Raw genomic sequence first — 16,399 nt, 5'->3', positions numbered from 1 at the left:
ACCAGCGATGAAAATTCACGATTATTCTTGTCGTAAACTCAATCGCAGAAATCAAAGTTGTGCGACCGATTTTTGCGACAGTAAGCATTCCGCATTTTGGTTAGTGGTTGGGGTCCACGACCGAAGCCTTTTGTTATCCCGCCATCCTTGGATGGACCCGATATCAGCACTCGGGGCTTCAGTGCCCGTTGAGCATATCCTCGGGTGCCTTCTTGCGGTGGCCGCTGATTTCGGAACCGGCGGTGCGCGAGAATTGGGCATTCCAGATCCCGGCGAGAAGCGCGATTGCGGTAACGACGATGAAGGCGACGGAGAAGTCGCTCATTTGGGCGGTCGCGTGTCCGCGCAGCTGCGTCGAGCCATGCAGGGCAAGGGCGGCGATGCAGATACCGAGCGACAGCATCAACTGCTGGAACGTCGAGTAGAAGCTCGTCGCTGAACTCATCTGATCGCGTTCGATCTCGTCATAGGCGATGGTGTTGTAGGCCGTGAACTGGAACGACATGAAGAAGCCGCAGAAGAACAGGATCGCGAAAATCACCGGCAGGGGCCAGTTGGGCTGGAAGATCGAGCAAAGCCCGTAGCCGAGCGTGCCGATCACGCCGAAAATCAGCAAGGCGGTGCGGAAGCCGAGCGTGCGCAGGATCCTGACCTGCAACGGCTTCATCGCCATGGAGCCGAGCGCGGTCGCGATGGCGATCTGGCCGGCTGCGGCGGCTGACATGCCGAAGCCAAGCTGCAGCATCAACGGAATAAGGAACGGATGCGCGCCCTGGCTGATACGGGTCAGCGAGCCGGCGATGACGGATGTGCGGAAGGTCGGTACCTTCATCAGCGAGAAATCCATGATCGGCGAGGGGTGCTTGCGGGCATGGCGCAGGTAAGCGATGCCGAACAGCAGGCCGATCGCGATCAGGAAAATCGCCATATAGCCTTCGCCCTCGCGGCTCGACATTTCGAAGCCGAACAGCAGCGAACCGAGCGAGATGCCCGAGAGGATGAAGCCCGACAGGTCGAAGCGGCCATTCCTCGGGCCTTTCACCTCTTCGATGAACATCGATACCAGGATGAAACCGATGATGCCGATCGGCACGTTGATGTAAAAGATCCAGCGCCAGTCGAGATAGGTGACGAAAAGGCCGCCGACCGGTGGGCCGAGGATCGGGCCGACAAGCGCCGGAATGAGCAGCCAGGACATGGCGTTCACCATATCCTTGCGCGCGACGCTGCGCATCAGCACCAGGCGGCCGACTGGAAGCATCATGGCGCCGCCGAGGCCCTGTATCAGACGGGCGATGACGAGGAGAAACAGATTCGGCGCCTGGGCGCAGAGGATCGAGCCGACGACGAAAATGGCAATCGCCGTTCGGAAGACGGTGCGTGACCCGAAGCGGTCGGCAATGGCGCCGCTCGCTGGAATGAAGATTGCAAGGCTGAGCAGATAGGAGGTGAGCGCGATGCTCATCGCCGGTGCGCTGACGCCGAAGTCCCTCGCCATGGTCGGCAGGGCCGTGGCGAGCACGGTTGCGTCAAGCTGCTCCATGAACATGGCGCTTGCTACGATAAGCGCTACTACACGAAAATTCGGTGCGGCCCGCCGGGTTGGGGCGGCCTGGAAAATCTGATCCGACATTGTCGGGGATCGCTCTCGATGGTGCGGAGGGGTCCAAAGACAGAACCGCAAGTCTGACAACAGCGCAAAGGCCGATTGGAATGCGGGTTGTATACTCCCGCTTACGCGCGATGACTATATCAGAAATCGCAAATCTTATTGATCAAAATGGAAAAAGTGACGCAGGTGGGCAGGAATGCCACAGCCGATGAATGCCAGATGAACAGAAGGCCGTGATCGAGAGTGGTTGTGCCGATCACGGCCCGTTTTCTCGCACACTTCTTCTCCCCAGCGGGGAGAAGAAGTGTGCGACGCCGACACGCCTCATATGCGATTACCCTGCTACGCGCCGGAATCAATAGCCGGCGGCAAGGCCCGAGCCGGCGCGGCTGTCCATCGCGCCGTTGTAGCGGGCGCCGTCGCCCTTGGCGATATCGCTGAGGCTCTTGCCCCCGACGAGAATGCCGGCCGCTTTCCCCCAGACCGGCCAGTCGCCGCCGATCTGGACATTGTATCCCATGCCGGTCAGCAGCTTGATCGTATCGGGCGAGAGCGCATAGGGTTCGGTATAGATCCGGTCCGGCAGCCACTGGTGATGGATGCGCGGCGCGTCGATCGCCTGTTGGATATCCATGCCGAAATCGATGACGTTGATGATGGCTTCCAGCGTGATGGTGATGATGCGCGAGCCGCCGGGGCTGCCGATCACCATGAAGGGTTTGCCGTCCTTGGCGATGATCGTCGGGCTCATGGAGGAGAGCGGCGTCTTCTTCGGCTGAATGGCGTTGGCCTCGCCCTGCACCAGGCCATAGAGGTTCGGTACGCCGGGCTTGGAGGTGAAGTCGTCCATCTCGTTGTTCAGAAGAATGCCTGTGCCGGGCGCGACGACGCCGGCGCCGAAGGAGCCGTTTAGCGTGTAGGTGACCGCTACCGCATTGCCGTCATTGTCGACGATCGAATAATGCGTCGTCTCATGGCTTTCGCCGAGACCCTTCGGCATCAGATCCTTGGAGACACCGGCACGATAGGGGTTGATGCTGTCGCGGATCTTCCTGGCATAATCCTTGTCCAGCAGCTTGGTGACGGGATTGTCGACGAAATCCGGGTCGCCCAGCGTGGAGTTGCGGTCGACATAGGCGTAGCGCATGGCCTCGGTCATGAGATGCACGGTGTCGGCCGAGGCGTAGCCGGTATAGGAGAGCGGGTAGCCTTCCAGCACATTGAGGATTTCGCAGATGATCACGCCGCCGGAGGAGGGCGGCGGCGAGGAGATGATCTCGTAGCCGCGGTAATTGCATTTTACCGGATCGAGTTCACGGACCTTGTACTGGTCGAAGTCAACCTTCGCCAGGATGCCGCCCTTGTCCTGGCTGGCCTTGACGATGGCATCCGCGGTCGATCCCTTGTAGAAGCCATCAGGTCCCTGTTCGGAAATGCTCGACAGCGCCGCGCCGAGGTCCGGCTGGGTGAACCGGTCGCCGGTCGAGAAGGGAGCGCCGTTCGGCTTGGTGAAGATCGCAGCGGTCGCCGGATCGCGCGATAGCCATTTCTTGCCTTCGTTGAGTTCGGCGGCATCGGCCTGATTCAGCACGAAGCCTTCCTTGGCATAGCGGATCGCCGGCGCCATCAGCTCCTGGCGGGTTTTCGTGCCGTATTTCTCGCGGGCAGTCTCGAAGCCCATGACGGAGCCGGGGACGCCGACGGCGAGATAGCCGTCCGTGCTGGCGCCCTTGACGACATTGCCCTTGTCGTCGAGGTACATGGTCTTGGTGGAAGCCTGGGGCGCGCGCTCGCGGAAATCGAGGAAGGCGGTCTTGCCATCCTTCAGCCGTATGGTCATGAAGCCGCCGCCGCCGATATTGCCGGCCGTCGGATAGACCACGGCGAGCGCATAGCCGACCGCCACTGCCGCATCGACCGCATTGCCGCCGCTTTTCAGCACGTCGACGCCGATATCGGTCGCCAGATGCTGGGCGGTCACCACCATCCCATGCTCGGCTTCAACCGGCTCGGGTGAGGCGGCCTGGACTGTCGTGATGGAGAAAAGCCCGAAGGCGAGGATGGTGGCCGAGGATATCGCCCGCTGGCGGAAATGGCGCATGATGGTCCCTCTTGCAGTTTGTTATTCGGGTAGAGGAGCCTATGGCCGATAGGCTTGTCCAGTCCGGATGCGGCGATTTCCTCCGTTTAGATTTTTCCGGTATGCGCCGTAGCCGCGGACTGTCGGAATGAGGCTTGCCTTGGCATCAGCAGTTACTGTTCAAAACCGAGACCGCCGGCATCGATGGCCGGAGGCTTTCAGTATTGTTTGGAAATCGCGCAATTGATCCGTTGATCTGGTGTTCTGAAAGCCACATGGCAGGGCCAATTTCGTAGTTGCAATATTTTATTCATTAGTTCAGTCTAAAATATATAAGTTCTTATCGAGGCCGAAGTATTGCGTGGAGAGTAACGATGGCCGTCACGAGACTTGAGCAGTGGAAGAACGAACGCAAGAATACGCCCGAACCCCTCGTCGTTGCCGAAAAGACGCACGTTGTGGAAATCGAATGCGCGCATTGCCGCCGGCATTTCTTTCGGTGGATATCGACGGCGTCAGCCTATTGGCGTTGCGAGGATTGCATGCAAGCCGCCGACCTGGTTCAATCCTGACGATCAGGCGATCAGAATAGCCCTGATATCATTGACGTTCGTGCCGGTCGGGCCGGGGACGAAGAGGTCGCCGATCGCGTTGAATGCCGTCCAGGCATCGTTGTTTCTGAGCATCTCGGCGGGCACCAGCCCGGCCTTGCGCAGGCGTGCCACCGTGCTTGCGTCCGCAAAGGCGCCGGCATTGTCCTCGCTGCCGTCGATGCCGTCGGTGTCGGCGGCCATGGCATGAATGCCGGCGTGACCGTCGATATCGATCGCCAGCGACAGTAGGAATTCGGAGTTTCGTCCACCCTTGCCTTTGCCCGTCAGGGTCACCGTCGTCTCGCCGCCGGAGAGCAGCACGATCGGCTTGGGGAAGGGTCGGTTGCGATGCAGGATCTCGCGGGCGAGGGCGGCATGCATGTGCGCGGCCTCGCGGGATTCGCCCTCGATCGCATCCGAAAGGATGGCGGCCTCAATGCCGGCTTCGCGCGCCACCTGGGCGGCAGCTTCCAGTGAGACACCGGCTGAGGCGATGAGATGCACTTCGTTGCGGGCAAAGCGCGAATCATCAGGCCGTGGCGCATCGGCCTCTGGCTTTTCGATATGTGCGAGGACGGCGGAGGGCAGGTCTATGCGGTAAAGGCGAATGAGGTCCAGCGCTTCCGTGCGGGTGCCGGCGCCGGGCACCGTCGGGCCGGAGGCGACCAGGGCCGGATCGTCGCCCGGAATGTCGGAGACCACCAGCGAGACCACCTTGGCCGGATAGGCCGCCGTGGCAAGACGGCCGCCCTTGATGGTCGACAGGTGCTTGCGAATGACGTTCATCACTGAGATCGGCGCGCCGGAGGCGAGCAGCGCCTTGTTGACGGCGATCTCGTCGGCAAGGGTGAGATCGCCCGCGGGCGACGGCAGCAGTGCCGAGCCACCGCCGGAGATCAGCGCGATCACCAGATCATCCTCCGTCAGTCCTTCGACCAGCTTCAGCAGCCGCTTGGAGGCGACAAGGCCGGCCTCGTCGGGCACGGGATGGGCAGCTTCGATGATCTCGATATGGCGGCAGGGGGCGGCAAAGCCGTAGCGCGTCACCACCAGCCCTTCCAGCGGGCCGTCCCAGCATTGCTCCAACGCGGCCGCCATCTGCGCCGAGCCCTTGCCGGCGCCGATGACGATGGTGCGCCCTTTCGGCTTTGCGGGCAGGTGCGTGCGGACGCCGGTCAGCGGATCGGCGGCGCGGACGGCTGCGTCAAAGAGGAAAGTGAGGAAGGCGCGGGGATCGGAAACGGTCATATCGGAATTCTGCCTGTCTGCGATGAGCTTGTAACCATTTGGTGGCTCAACTGGCGCCCACGCGCAAGGGTGGGGAAGGCCGATTGTGTCCGCCAATGTGAATCCCTATGTTTCAAACACCAGTTTCAACCTTTTAATTTGAGGGATTTTCGATATGGCCGAGTTGAGAGTGAAGACGAGACAGACGGGCGCCACCGCCACCGTCGGCCGCACCGGCTTTCCGCATGTGACATCGGTCACCGGCGGCGAGATCGATATCGTCACCTCGCCATCGCAGCCGGGCTTCAACCCGCTCGACCTGCTTTACTCGTCGCTGTCGGCCTGCCTCGTGCTCAGCGCCCGCATGGCCGCAAGCAGCCTCGGCGTGCTCGACAAGCTCACCGAAGTCACCGCCGTGGTGACCGGCGAGAAGGCGACGGAAGGGCTGTCGCGCGTCGAAAAATTCAACATCGCCTTCACCATCAAGGGCGATTTCGGCGATGAGATCCGCAATGCGATTGCGCATGCTGCCGAGGACGGGATCTGCACGGTCAGCAATACGATCCGTGGCAATCCGAAGTTCGAGACTGTGATTTCGGGGTGAGGCGATAAAACCTTCTCCCCCAGCGGGGAGAAGGATGCGCGAAGCGCAGGTTGAGGGGGCGTTGCACCGTAAGGCTGCCCTTCGCTTGCCGCTCAGGGCGCCCCCTCATCCGCCCTGTCGGGCACCTTCTCCCCAACGGGAGAAGGAGTAAACGGCAGCTCAAACCCCTCAAGATATGCCCCAAGCTCCGGATCGATATCCACCTTCACCACATTGGTGTAGACCGCCGTGGCAATCATGATGCCGGCGAAAGCGACGAGGTTGACGAGGGTCGGTTCGTCATAACGCGCCTTCAACCGCGCCCAGAGTTCCTCCGGCACGGCATTGGAATCCCTGACGATGGCCTTGCCGAAATCGATCAGCAGTGCTTCGTCTTCCGTCGGCACGATGGTCTCCGGCGTCAGGCCGGCGTTGATCAGTGCTCGCCGGAAGAAACCGACCGGAATGATCGCGCGGCTTTCTAGCGAAATGGCCTGGCAGAACAGCCAGACGGCGCGGTCGTCCAGTGCCGGGCGCAGCTCCTCGCGCAGGGTGAACCACTCGGCATAGATGCGGTGCGCCACCGGCGAATGCATCAGCGTTCGTTTCATGTTGGTCATGCGGCCGCGCAGCGCCACCTCGCGGTCATGCTCGGCGCGGACGGCTTCTGAGGCGGTGTCGTAGTCGATCGGCGTGATATGGCTCATCGGCATGTCTCTTATTGCGCCGCTTCGGAAACGGGCTTGAAGAAGCGGTTCTCCGGACGCGGCAGGCCGAGATGTTCGCGCAGGGTCGTGCCTTCGTAATCGCGGCGGAAGATGCCGCGGCGCTGCAGTTCCGGAACGACGCGGGTGGTGACGTCAAGCAGGCCCTGCGGCAGGAAGGGGAAGACGACGTTGAAGCCGTCGGAACCTTCCTCATGCAGCCATTGCTCCATCTCGTCGGCGATGCTCTGCGGCGTGCCGACGAAGGCAAGGCCGGCATAGCCGCCGAGGCGCTGGGCCAGCTGGCGCACGGTCAGCTTCTCCTCCTCGGCCAAAGCGATGACGCGCTCGCGGCCGCTTTTGCTGGCATTGGTTTCCGGCGTTGCCGGCAGCGGGCCGTCGGGGTCGAAGCCGGAAGCGTCATGACCGAGCGAGATCGACAGGGAGGCGATGGCGCTGTCGTAGTGCACCAGGCTGTCGAGCTTGGCGCGCTTGGCCTTGGCTTCCTCGATCGTATCGCCGACGACGATGAAGGCGGCGGGGAGGATCTTCAGGTGATCCGGGTTGCGGCCGATGCGCTTCATGCGGCCCTTGATGTCGGCGAAGATCGCCTTGCCGTCGGCGAGATTGCGCGGGGCGGCAAAGACCGCTTCCGCCGTCTCGGCCGCAAGCTGGCGGCCAACGTCGGACTGCCCGGCCTGGACGATCACCGGCCAGCCCTGTGGCGGGCGGGCGATGTTGAGCGGCCCGCGTACGCTGAGCTCCTCCCCCTTATGGGCAAGCACATGCATCTTGTCCGGATCGAAGAAGATGCCGCTCTCGGCATCGCGGATGAAGGCATCGTCGGCAAAACTGTCCCAGAGGCCGGTGACGACATCGTAGAATTCACGGGCGCGGTGATAGCGCTCGCCGTGCTCCATATGCTCGTCGAGACCGAAATTCAGTGCTGCGTCCGGGTTGGAGGTCGTGACGATATTCCAGCCGGCGCGGCCGCCGCTGATATGGTCGAGCGAGGCGAAGCGACGGGCTATGTGGTAGGGCTGGTCGAAGGTGGTCGACGCCGTGGCGACGAGGCCGATCCTTTCGGTGACGGCGGCAAGTGCTGAGAGCAGGGTGAACGGCTCGAAGGAGGTCACGGTATGGCTGCGCTTTAGCGCTTCGACGGGCATGTTCAGCACGGCAAGATGATCGGCCATGAAGAAGGCATCGAATTTCGCCTTTTCCAGTTCCTGCGCAAAGCTGACAATATGCTTGAAATTGAAATTTGCATCGGGGTAAGCGCCGGGATAGCGCCATGCGCCGGTATGCAGGCTGACGGGACGCATGAAGGCCCCAAGCTTCAATTGCTTCTGTTCAGTCATGGATCCAGTCCCTCTCGAAAATCATGGGGTCAGGGCAGCGTGGGCGGACGGGCGCCGGCGAGACAATCTCCTTCGACGTAGGAGCGCTGTGGGCGCATTCAAAGAGCTGGTTTCATTTATTTGATCGGTTCGGGGAAATATTCATCCGCCGCTGCCCTCAGCTTCGGTTTGTCGGGCAAATACCCGGACGAGCCAGTCGATGAAGACGCGCACGCGCGGCGAGAGCTGGCGGTTGCGGGGGTAGAGCATCGAGACCGGTGTTCTGGTCGGCGGAAAGTCCTTGAGGACATGAAGCAACTCGCCGGATTTCAGGGCTTCTTCAGCGTGATAGCGCGGCACCTGGATCAGGCCGAGACCGAGCTTGGCCGCCGCAAAATAGCTCTCGGCGGCGTTGACGGAGATTGTGGCGGGCAAAGTGATATTGCGCACCACGCCGTCAATGGTGAATTCCAGTGGCAACAATCCGCCCGTCGCCGAGGAGCGGAAGCCGACCATGCGGTGGCCATCGAGCGCTTCCGGATGTTGGGGCATGCCGAAGCGCTCGATATAGGCCGGCGCGGCCAACGTGATCTCCTCCAGCATGGCGACGCGGCGGGCGATCATGTCGCTGTCCTGCGGCGTGCCGACGCGCAGCACGCAGTCGATGCCTTCGCGGATCAGGTCGACGAAACGGTCGCCCTCCGTCATGTAAAGCTCGATCTCGGGGTAGGTTTCGAGAAAGGACGGCAGGTTCGGCAGGACGAAATGCCGGGCGAGTGTTCCGTGGACATCAACCCGCAACAGCCCTTTCGGCTTGGCGCCGGCAAAGGCGCCTTCGGCATCCTCAATGTCTGAGAGGATACGCAGGCAGCGCTGGTAATAGGCCTCGCCGTCGAGCGTCGGGCTGACATGCCGTGTGGTCCGCTGCAGCAGGCGAACGCCGAGCCGCGCCTCCAGTTGCTTGACGGCGTCGGTCACGGTCGAGCGTGGCAGGCCGGTGTCTTCGGCGGCCAGCGTGAAGCTGCGGCGTTCCACGACGCGGGAAAACACCCGCATGGCATCGAATCTGTCCATTTTTTCTTTGTTCGCTAATTTCGGATAGTGATGCCGATTAATGGATGATTATCCGCCAATTGAAAAGAGGCATCTTCCCTTCATCGAAACGCGCCACGGCGCAGAGATATGAAGGATGAAGACAATGACCAACAATTCCAACAGAGTAGCCATCGTTACCGGCGCATCTCGCGGCATTGGCGCGGCGATTGCCGCGCGCCTCGCAACGGACGGCTTCACCGTCGTCATCAACTACTCAGGCAGCGAAGCCGCCGCCGAGGAACTGGCCCGCAAAATAGAAGAAAAGGGCGGCAAGGCGCTGACCTCCAAGGCAGATGTTTCCGATGCCGAAGCCGTGCGCCGGATGTTCGACGCTGCTGAAGCCGCCTTTGGCGGTATCGATGTCCTCGTCAACAATGCCGGCATCATGCAGCTCGCCAAGATCACCGATGCCGACGACGCCAATTTTGACCGCCAGATCGCCATCAATCTGAAGGGCACCTTCAACACGCTGCGCGAAGCTGGCAAACGCCTGCGCGACGGCGGCCGCATCATCAACTTCTCGACCAGCGTCGTCGGGCTCAAGCTCGAAGCCTATGGCGTCTATGCCGCCACCAAGGCTGCGGTCGAGACGCTGACAGGCATCATGGCCAAGGAGATGCGCGGCCGTTCGATCACGGTCAACGCCGTCGCTCCCGGCCCGACCGCTACCGATCTCTTCCTCAACGGCAAGAGCGACGAGTTGATCGACCGCATGGCCAAGATGAACCCGCTGGAACGCCTTGGCACGCCGGATGACATCGCCGCCGCCGTCTCCTTCCTCGCCGGCCCCGATGGTTCCTGGATCAACGGCCAGACGCTGCGCGCCAATGGCGGCATGGTCTGAGCCTCCCGATCGACGGCGGGTTCTTCCCGCCGCTCACCAGCCATTCCCCCCCAACATAGTCACTTCCAAGAGGAACAGGATCATGAGCAAGCAAGTTATCGTCATCACCGGCGCATCGAGCGGCTTTGGCGCCTTGACAGCCCGCGCTCTCGCCAAGGCCGGCCACACCGTCTATGCCGGCATGCGCCAAACCGAGGGCCGCAACGTGCCGCAAGTGGCTGAAGCCGCCGCCTTTGCCAAGGAGAACGGTGTCGACCTGAAAGCCGTCGAACTCGACGTCGCCGCGGATGCTTCCGTCGACGCCGGTATCGCCAGGGTTATCGAGCAGGAAGGCCGCATCGATACCATCATCCACAATGCCGGCCACATGTCCTTCGGCCCGGCGGAGGCCTTCACGCCGGAGCAATTCGCCGAGCTCTACGATATCAATGTGCTCAGCACACAGCGCGTCAATCGCGCCGTACTCCCGCATCTGCGCAAGCAGGGCAAGGGTCTAGTCGTCTGGGTGTCGTCGTCGAGCACCCGTGGCGGTACGCCACCTTATCTCTCGCCCTATTTCGCCGCCAAGGCCGCCATGGATTCGCTCGCCGTCTCCTATGCATCCGAGTTGACCCGCTGGGGCATTGAGACCGCCATCATCGTGCCCGGCGCCTTCACCAAGGGCACGAACCATTTCGCTCATTCCGGCTCGCCCGCCGACAAGGTGCGTTCCGCCGAATATGACGATGGTCCCTATGCCGGTGTGCCGGACCAGGCCTTGAAGGGACTGGCTTCGCTTGAGCCTGCCGATGCGGATGCCGCCTCGGTTGCCGTCGCCATCGTCGATGTCGTCAACATGCCCTTCGGCAGGCGTCCGTTCCGCGTCCATATCGATCCGTCTGAGGATGGCGCGGAAATCGTCAATGGCGTCGCCGATCGCGTCCGTGCCGAACTCTTCCGCCGGATCGGCCTGGAGGATCTGCTGAAGCCGCATGTGAGGGGCTGAGGCTTCGCTTACACCCCTTTCGCGCGTCAAATCGCCGCTTCTGTGCCACAGGAGCGGCGATCACTTGCTTCCGTCGGGACTATTTTGTGTCGCGCGGCATTCCAAGCCTATAAGTTTCGTATTAAAGCGAATCCTTTAAAGGGTCGGGAGATATCCATGGACGCGAAGGACATTGGCGAAATCGCCAGCTGGCTCATGCAGGCCGGTCTCAAGGGCATGGGAGAAGCCGATATCCTGGCGGGCTTCTGCGAGCAGTGCCGCCAGCATGGTCTCAACCTCGATCGCGCCATGGCGCTGATGGACACGCTTCATCCGGTCTACGAAGGTCGCGCTTTTCGTTGGGACGGCAGTCAGGTGATCGAGCGCGAATTCGAATATGGCCCGTCGCATCAGGGGATCGCCGCCGAGAACTGGCAGCGTACTTCCTTTCATCACATGTTGACGACGGATACGGACGAAGTGCGCCGACGCATCGGTTTCGGTGATCCGATCGATTTCTACGGTCTTGATACGCTGCACGCCGATGGTCACACCGACTACATCGCCATGGTGCACCGTTTCGAAGAGGGCGGCACGATCGGCGAGATGGATTGTTTCTACTCCAACTTCGCCACCGCCGCCGCCATGGGTTTCCCGGACGAGGATTTGCGCGTGCTGCGCAAGCTTACGCCGGCGCTGGCATTGGCGATCAAATGCACCGCCACTGGTCGCATCGCGCGCACCATTGCCGAGGTTTATCTGGGGGAGGATGCCGCCCGGCATGTTCTCGAGGGCAAGATCACGCGCGGCAAGGCCGAGCGTATCTCGGCGGCGCTATGGTTTTCCGACCTTGCCAACTACACCCGCATCTCGGACACGGCCGAGCCTGACGAAATCATTCCGATGCTGAATGCCTATGCCGATGCGGTGATTTCCTCGATCCACGAGGCCGGCGGCAATGTGCTGAAGCTGATCGGTGACGGCACGCTGGCGATCTTCAAGGCGAGAGACGCCGCCGATGCTTGCGCTGCGGCGTTGATGGCGGAATCGTTGCTACGCCAACGGCTGCGTGATCTCAATTCTCAACGGCAGATCGAGGGCAGGCCGGTGACCGATGTCTATCTCGGCCTGCATATTGGTGACGTTTTTTACGGCAATATCGGCAGCATGGACCGCCTGGATTTCACCGTCATCGGCCCGGCTGTCAACGAGGTCAGCCGTATCGCCTCCATGTGCCGTTCGGCCGATCGCAATATCCTGATGTCGTCGAATTTCGTCGAGACCTTGGCAGCGGATCAGAGCAACGATCTCGTCTCGGTCGGCCGCTACGCGCTGCGCGGCGTCAACCGTCCGCAGGAACTGTTCACGCTGCTATCATCAGCGGCGTAACGGTTTTCATCGCTAGCCGCCGGCAAACATCGGTCCGCTCTTGTGTGACGGAAAACCGTAGCCGCTGATCATTACGAGATCGATATCGCTGGCGCGGGCGGCGATGCCTTCCGTGAGCAGAGCATCACCTTGGGATGTTGCGAATGGCCTGCCTTACGCGCTCCGAGATTTCATTGATCGTTTTCTCGTCGCCGGTGATGGACAGTCCAGCGTAAGTTTCTGCCTCAATGGTTATTTCCTGCCCAGCCAGTTGCAGCAGAACGGTCTCGATTTCTTGCGAGCCAGCGAATGCCCGGTTCCGATTTACAATAGATGCTCCGAGTTGATGCACAACCTCCATGACGGTCTCTCGAAGGGTTTGATCGTGTTCCTGACCCAGAATTACCCTCTTTGTCATCGAGTTGGTCCAGCTAGTACGAGCGTGCCTTCAAATCTCATGCTTCCTGATATTATGCAGCACCTTATGCAGCGTTGCGATGAAGGCGCGGTATTCGGCTTCTTCCACGCCGTCGAACATCTGCAGGAACAGATCGTATATGGTCGGCCAGACTTTTTCAAAGGCGGCGCGGCCGTCTTCGGTGATGGAGACGTCGCGGATACGCATGTCTTCGGCGCGAGGCTGACGGCGGATGAAGCCGTGTTGCTCGAGGGAGTCCAGGGTGCGGCTCATCGTCGATTGCTCGGTAACGGCAAAGACGGAGAGCTCGTTGATGGTGACCGAGGAGGAGACACTGAGGATGGCGAGCGCGCGCATCTTCGTGGTCGTCATGTCGTATTCGCGCAGCTCCTCCGACATGCTGTTGTTCCAGCGGGCTATCAGCCGGTTCATCAGATAGGGAGCAAAGTGGTTGAGCCCGATTTCGCCCATGGTCGGGCGCTTCTCCGAGCCACTATGGTTATACCGCAACGCGGCGCCTGAAAACCGTTCCTCCATGAACGATATCTCCTCGTGGGATCTTACTATTTCAGTGATGACGCGAGCAAGAATCTGAGTCGCCGCCAAGACCCGGACCCGTCGCAGGCACCTTTGAGCATAGAGCTGCTACATGGGTGCGGTGGTTAACAGAGGAGTTGAAGGGGCGCCAGAGGAAAAGCCGGCCTAGCCGGCCGGTCGGCCTTGCCGCCAATTGCGCAATCATGGTTGCTCATCCTGGGGGAAATACAGGCGAAGTGACTGTCTCCGAGCTTAACCGCTAGACCTTTGACATTTCAAATATTGCTCCGTAGACCGTTCCTATATGAAAGAGCAACGTGGCGATCTGAGCTGAAACCATGGCAGAATCCGAGAGCGGAACCGTCGATCTGGAGATCATCGTCCAGGGTGCCCAGGAGGGTAAGAAGCAGGAGCTGCGGCTCTGGCTGCGGATGCTATCGACCACAAAGCTGATATCCCAGGAAATCCGCCGTCGTCTGCGCAATGAGTTCGGCGCAACGCTACCGCAGTTCGACCTGATGGCGCAGCTCCATCGGGAGCATGACGGTCTGCGGCTCGGCGAGCTTTCCAAGCGCACGATGGTCACCAACGGCAATGTCACGGGGCTGGTGGAGCGGCTGGAAACCGACGGTCTGGTGCTGCGCGTGACGCCGGACGGCGACCGGCGCGTGACCGTCGCCAAGCTGACAAAGAAGGGCAACGAGATTTTTGCCGCCATGGCAGCGGCCCATGAGGGCTGGCTGCGCGAGCTGATGGCCGATGTCGAGCCCACCATCATCGCCGGACTCTGGAAGGATATCGGCGAGGTCAAATCGTCGGTCAACAATCACCTCTCCGGCGCTGCCTTCGATTGATGGCTAGATCTATCGTGCCCGCTCGCTCTTGATCTCTTTTCGAGCACCATCAAGCCGTCGGCCAGAATTGGGGCGGCGAGGCATTGCGGTGGCGGAGTTGTTCGGGCGCCGCCACCGCTCACACGCGGCTTATCTGTGCCGCGCCATGACCTCGGTAAGAACTTTTTCGAAGCGGGCGATCTCTTCGAGTTTGTCGTAGTGTACCAGAGAAAAGCGGATTGCGCCTGTTTCCATTGAAAGGCCGAGACGTTCATCAGGCACGCAGCGACTATATGGCCGCCGCGCAGCCGGATATCGTAGAGCGAAGGGCAGCCGTGTCAAACCTCCTCGGTTTCCCAAGCGGCCTGATCGGCACTTGGCTCTTCTTCGCCCCTAGCGACCTTTGCCTGGCGGAGGCCGATGCCGACGCCGAAGAGGGCGAGTGCGCCGCCGATGGCGTGATAGGTGTGTAGTTGTTCCCCGAGGACGGCCCAGGCGAGCGCCGCGACGGCGATTGGTAGGAGGTTGATGAGCAGGGAGGTTCGCGCCGCCCCGAGCTTCTGGATGCCAATCATCCAGCAAAGGGGCGCCAGCAGCGATGTCGGAATGGCCGCATAGAGGATCAGCGGCAAGTTGGCTGACGTGATCGGCGAGATATCGCCGATCAGGAAGACCGGGATCAGCAGAATGGTCGAAAAGCCGATCTGCCAGAAAAGCTGTTGCCACATGGGAAGCGGCATCGCCCAGCGCTTCAGCATCACGCCGTAGAGCGAGTTGGACAGAACGGCGACGATCATCAAGCCGTCGCCGATATGGAAGCCGCCGCTCAGCAAGGCTGCGGGATGGCCCTGCGAGGTCAGGTAGATCAGGCCGATCAGGGAGATAACCCCGCCCGCAAGGCTGGTCGCCGTCAGCCGTTCACCGGCCAGAACCCCGGCCAGCAATGTCGACAGCAGCGGCATCAGCGCCACGATCACGCCCATATTGACCGCCGAAGTGGTCCTGGCCGCCTCATAGGCGAGGCTCTGGTAAATCACCATGCCGAGTGCGCCAAGAGTGGCGATCTTCAGCCAGTATTGGCTGAGAAGCGCGCGGTTCCGCCACGCGGCCGGGCCGATGAAGGGCAGCAGGATGAGGAGGGCCAGCAGCCAGCGATAAAAGGAGATCGAGCCGGGCGAAATGACGCCGGCTGCCGCCTTGGTGACAACGGTGTTGCCGGACCAGATGAGGACGGTGAGCAACGGCGCCAGCGCCGCGCTGGTCATGATAGTGGCGGTGTCGTTGGCGGAAGAGGTCGGCTTGTTGCTCATGGCGTCCTTCTGTCGGATGGCCGGCCGGGTCGGGGTTATGTTGATGTTGCTTTTACTGGCTGTCTGATTTCCGGTATATAGCGAGTTTCAGACATAGGTAGCGGATTGCGGACATGTCGGAGCAGAAGATGGCGGCGCGCGAACCACGCATTCAGGGAGATCCGCCGCGCCCGGTTTCCTTCCGGACCGAGCGTTACAAGGGTGGTACGGTCTTCCCGGCCAAAAGCCAGCCGTGGGGCGAACTCAACTATGCCCTTGCGGGCGTTGCCGAGTTCGTCATCGAAGGTGTCCGCTATCTGTCTCCGCCGCATTACGCCATCTGGCTGCCGCCGGATACGATGCATGGCGCGTGGAACCAGCACGACCTGCATTATGTCACCGTCTACGTCGAGCGCACGCTTTGCGCCAATCTGCCGGTCGAGCCTTCGACGCTCAGCATCAGCCCATTGCTGAAGGCTATCCTGGCAGACTTTGCCGCCCGAGATATTACGCTTCCCGAAACGGAAGAGGACCTGCGGCTGGCGCAAGTCCTGGTCGACCAGATCCGTCTTGCCCCGCGCAGTGAAAACTATCTGCCGCTGTCCGACGATCCGCTGCTCGGTCCGGTGCTGAAAGCGTTGCAGGCCGATCCCGGTGACCGGTATTCGCTGGCGGAATGGGCGCGCAGGATGGGAACGACCGAGCGGACGCTGTCCCGCCGGTGCAACGATGATCTCGGCATCTCCTTCAACGAATGGCGTCAGCGGTTGAGGTTGGTCAAGGCGCTGGCGCTGATCGAGGCCGGTGAACCGGTGCGTGGGATCGCGACGCAGCTCGGCTATGGCAGCGCCTCCGCCTTCATCGCCATGTTTCGCCGGCTGACGGGGACGAGCCCGACGCGGTTGGGTTGAG

Annotated in this window: 16 protein-coding genes; 7 read left to right on the top strand and 9 right to left on the bottom strand. The window is 61.3% G+C overall.

Going from position 1 to position 16,399, the window contains the following annotated elements; genetic code table 11:
• Positions 1-178: 178 nt before the first annotated feature.
• On the bottom strand, positions 179-1,633 hold the full coding sequence (locus tag AC1RO0_RS06120) for an MFS transporter (protein ID WP_498591994.1): 1,455 nt from the start codon (positions 1,631-1,633) through the stop codon (positions 179-181).
• 334 nt (positions 1,634-1,967) lie between these two features.
• On the bottom strand, positions 1,968-3,713 hold the full coding sequence (gene ggt / locus AC1RO0_RS06115; protein WP_498591993.1) for a gamma-glutamyltransferase: 1,746 nt from the start codon (positions 3,711-3,713) through the stop codon (positions 1,968-1,970).
• Positions 3,714-4,066: 353 nt separating this feature from the next.
• On the opposite strand from ggt, the gene AC1RO0_RS06110 reads away from it, so the two are divergent.
• Positions 4,067-4,264: a hypothetical protein gene (locus AC1RO0_RS06110; RefSeq protein WP_498591992.1), complete on the top strand. Its 198-nt coding sequence runs from the start codon at positions 4,067-4,069 to the stop codon at positions 4,262-4,264.
• 3 nt (positions 4,265-4,267) lie between these two features.
• Here the strand turns inward: AC1RO0_RS06110 and AC1RO0_RS06105 are convergent, their stop codons facing one another.
• Positions 4,268-5,533, bottom strand: coding sequence for a glycerate kinase type-2 family protein (locus AC1RO0_RS06105; RefSeq protein WP_498591991.1), 1,266 nt, complete (start codon positions 5,531-5,533; stop codon positions 4,268-4,270).
• Between the two features lie 154 nt (positions 5,534-5,687).
• Here AC1RO0_RS06105 and AC1RO0_RS06100 point away from each other — a divergent pair, with 154 nt between their 5' ends.
• Positions 5,688-6,116, top strand: a complete 429-nt coding sequence (locus AC1RO0_RS06100) for an OsmC family protein (protein ID WP_498591990.1) — start codon at positions 5,688-5,690, stop codon at positions 6,114-6,116.
• Positions 6,117-6,208: 92 nt separating this feature from the next.
• On the opposite strand, the gene AC1RO0_RS06095 is transcribed toward AC1RO0_RS06100, so the two are convergent.
• The 3 genes from AC1RO0_RS06095 to AC1RO0_RS06085 all read right to left on the bottom strand — a co-directional run bounded on the left by AC1RO0_RS06095 (position 6,209) and on the right by AC1RO0_RS06085 (position 9,213).
• Entirely contained in the window at positions 6,209-6,802 is a 594-nt protein-coding gene (locus AC1RO0_RS06095) for a carboxymuconolactone decarboxylase family protein (protein WP_498591989.1), read from the bottom strand.
• An 11-nt stretch (positions 6,803-6,813) separates the two neighbouring features.
• Entirely contained in the window at positions 6,814-8,160 is a 1,347-nt protein-coding gene (locus AC1RO0_RS06090; protein WP_498591988.1) for an LLM class flavin-dependent oxidoreductase, read from the bottom strand.
• 141 nt (positions 8,161-8,301) lie between these two features.
• The gene (locus tag AC1RO0_RS06085) at positions 8,302-9,213 is read right to left on the bottom strand and encodes a LysR family transcriptional regulator (protein ID WP_498591987.1); all 912 of its coding nucleotides are present in this window, start codon (positions 9,211-9,213) and stop codon (positions 8,302-8,304) included.
• Positions 9,214-9,337: 124 nt separating this feature from the next.
• On the opposite strand from AC1RO0_RS06085, the gene AC1RO0_RS06080 reads away from it, so the two are divergent.
• From AC1RO0_RS06080 to AC1RO0_RS06070, 3 genes are all read left to right on the top strand, one after another.
• Positions 9,338-10,078 carry an SDR family oxidoreductase gene (locus AC1RO0_RS06080; RefSeq protein WP_498591986.1) on the top strand — a complete coding sequence of 247 codons (741 nt, stop codon included), beginning with the start codon at positions 9,338-9,340 and terminating at the stop codon, positions 10,076-10,078.
• 82 nt (positions 10,079-10,160) lie between these two features.
• A complete protein-coding gene (locus tag AC1RO0_RS06075) occupies positions 10,161-11,063 on the top strand; it encodes an SDR family oxidoreductase (RefSeq protein WP_498591985.1) in 903 nt (300 codons plus the stop codon).
• 156 nt (positions 11,064-11,219) lie between these two features.
• On the top strand, positions 11,220-12,431 hold the full coding sequence (locus AC1RO0_RS06070) for an adenylate/guanylate cyclase domain-containing protein (protein WP_498591984.1): 1,212 nt from the start codon (positions 11,220-11,222) through the stop codon (positions 12,429-12,431).
• A 124-nt stretch (positions 12,432-12,555) separates the two neighbouring features.
• On the opposite strand, the gene AC1RO0_RS06065 is transcribed toward AC1RO0_RS06070, so the two are convergent.
• Together AC1RO0_RS06065 and AC1RO0_RS06060 are read right to left on the bottom strand one after the other, a co-directional pair.
• Positions 12,556-12,828 (bottom strand): hypothetical protein, encoded by a 273-nt coding sequence (locus tag AC1RO0_RS06065; RefSeq protein ID WP_498591983.1) that lies wholly within the window; start codon positions 12,826-12,828, stop codon positions 12,556-12,558.
• A gap of 30 nt (positions 12,829-12,858) precedes the next feature.
• The gene (locus tag AC1RO0_RS06060) at positions 12,859-13,365 is read right to left on the bottom strand and encodes a MarR family winged helix-turn-helix transcriptional regulator (RefSeq protein ID WP_498591982.1); all 507 of its coding nucleotides are present in this window, start codon (positions 13,363-13,365) and stop codon (positions 12,859-12,861) included.
• Between the two features lie 338 nt (positions 13,366-13,703).
• Here AC1RO0_RS06060 and AC1RO0_RS06055 point away from each other — a divergent pair, with 338 nt between their 5' ends.
• On the top strand, positions 13,704-14,219 hold the full coding sequence (locus tag AC1RO0_RS06055) for a MarR family winged helix-turn-helix transcriptional regulator (RefSeq protein ID WP_498591981.1): 516 nt from the start codon (positions 13,704-13,706) through the stop codon (positions 14,217-14,219).
• A gap of 317 nt (positions 14,220-14,536) precedes the next feature.
• Here the strand turns inward: AC1RO0_RS06055 and AC1RO0_RS06050 are convergent, their stop codons facing one another.
• Entirely contained in the window at positions 14,537-15,508 is a 972-nt protein-coding gene (locus tag AC1RO0_RS06050; protein ID WP_498591980.1) for a DMT family transporter, read from the bottom strand.
• A gap of 113 nt (positions 15,509-15,621) precedes the next feature.
• Here AC1RO0_RS06050 and AC1RO0_RS06045 point away from each other — a divergent pair, with 113 nt between their 5' ends.
• Complete coding sequence (locus tag AC1RO0_RS06045; protein WP_498591979.1) at positions 15,622-16,398, top strand: AraC family transcriptional regulator; 777 nt, start codon at positions 15,622-15,624, stop codon at positions 16,396-16,398.
• The last annotated feature ends 1 nt before the right edge of the window (position 16,399 follow it).

It is taken from the genome of Rhizobium sp. GW821-FHT14E12 (assembly GCF_058803745.1).
This window is presented reverse-complemented; position numbering and strand designations above follow the sequence as displayed.

What these genes read in the sequence shown, in the direction of transcription:
- AC1RO0_RS06105 (WP_498591991.1), bottom strand. Translation starts at nt 5,533, where the DNA reads ATGACCGTTTCCGATCCCCGCGCCTTCCTCACTTTCCTCTTTGACGCA.
- AC1RO0_RS06110 (WP_498591992.1), top strand. Translation starts at nt 4,067, where the DNA reads ATGGCCGTCACGAGACTTGAGCAGTGGAAGAACGAACGCAAGAATACG.
- AC1RO0_RS06085 (WP_498591987.1), bottom strand. Translation starts at nt 9,213, where the DNA reads ATGGACAGATTCGATGCCATGCGGGTGTTTTCCCGCGTCGTGGAACGC.
- AC1RO0_RS06090 (WP_498591988.1), bottom strand. Translation starts at nt 8,160, where the DNA reads ATGACTGAACAGAAGCAATTGAAGCTTGGGGCCTTCATGCGTCCCGTC.
- AC1RO0_RS06120 (WP_498591994.1), bottom strand. Translation starts at nt 1,633, where the DNA reads ATGTCGGATCAGATTTTCCAGGCCGCCCCAACCCGGCGGGCCGCACCG.
- AC1RO0_RS06100 (WP_498591990.1), top strand. Translation starts at nt 5,688, where the DNA reads ATGGCCGAGTTGAGAGTGAAGACGAGACAGACGGGCGCCACCGCCACC.
- AC1RO0_RS06075 (WP_498591985.1), top strand. Translation starts at nt 10,161, where the DNA reads ATGAGCAAGCAAGTTATCGTCATCACCGGCGCATCGAGCGGCTTTGGC.
- AC1RO0_RS06080 (WP_498591986.1), top strand. Translation starts at nt 9,338, where the DNA reads ATGACCAACAATTCCAACAGAGTAGCCATCGTTACCGGCGCATCTCGC.
- AC1RO0_RS06095 (WP_498591989.1), bottom strand. Translation starts at nt 6,802, where the DNA reads ATGAGCCATATCACGCCGATCGACTACGACACCGCCTCAGAAGCCGTC.
- AC1RO0_RS06050 (WP_498591980.1), bottom strand. Translation starts at nt 15,508, where the DNA reads ATGAGCAACAAGCCGACCTCTTCCGCCAACGACACCGCCACTATCATG.
- AC1RO0_RS06055 (WP_498591981.1), top strand. Translation starts at nt 13,704, where the DNA reads ATGGCAGAATCCGAGAGCGGAACCGTCGATCTGGAGATCATCGTCCAG.
- AC1RO0_RS06070 (WP_498591984.1), top strand. Translation starts at nt 11,220, where the DNA reads ATGGACGCGAAGGACATTGGCGAAATCGCCAGCTGGCTCATGCAGGCC.
- AC1RO0_RS06045 (WP_498591979.1), top strand. Translation starts at nt 15,622, where the DNA reads ATGTCGGAGCAGAAGATGGCGGCGCGCGAACCACGCATTCAGGGAGAT.
- AC1RO0_RS06065 (WP_498591983.1), bottom strand. Translation starts at nt 12,828, where the DNA reads ATGACAAAGAGGGTAATTCTGGGTCAGGAACACGATCAAACCCTTCGA.
- ggt (WP_498591993.1), bottom strand. Translation starts at nt 3,713, where the DNA reads ATGCGCCATTTCCGCCAGCGGGCGATATCCTCGGCCACCATCCTCGCC.
- AC1RO0_RS06060 (WP_498591982.1), bottom strand. Translation starts at nt 13,365, where the DNA reads ATGGAGGAACGGTTTTCAGGCGCCGCGTTGCGGTATAACCATAGTGGC.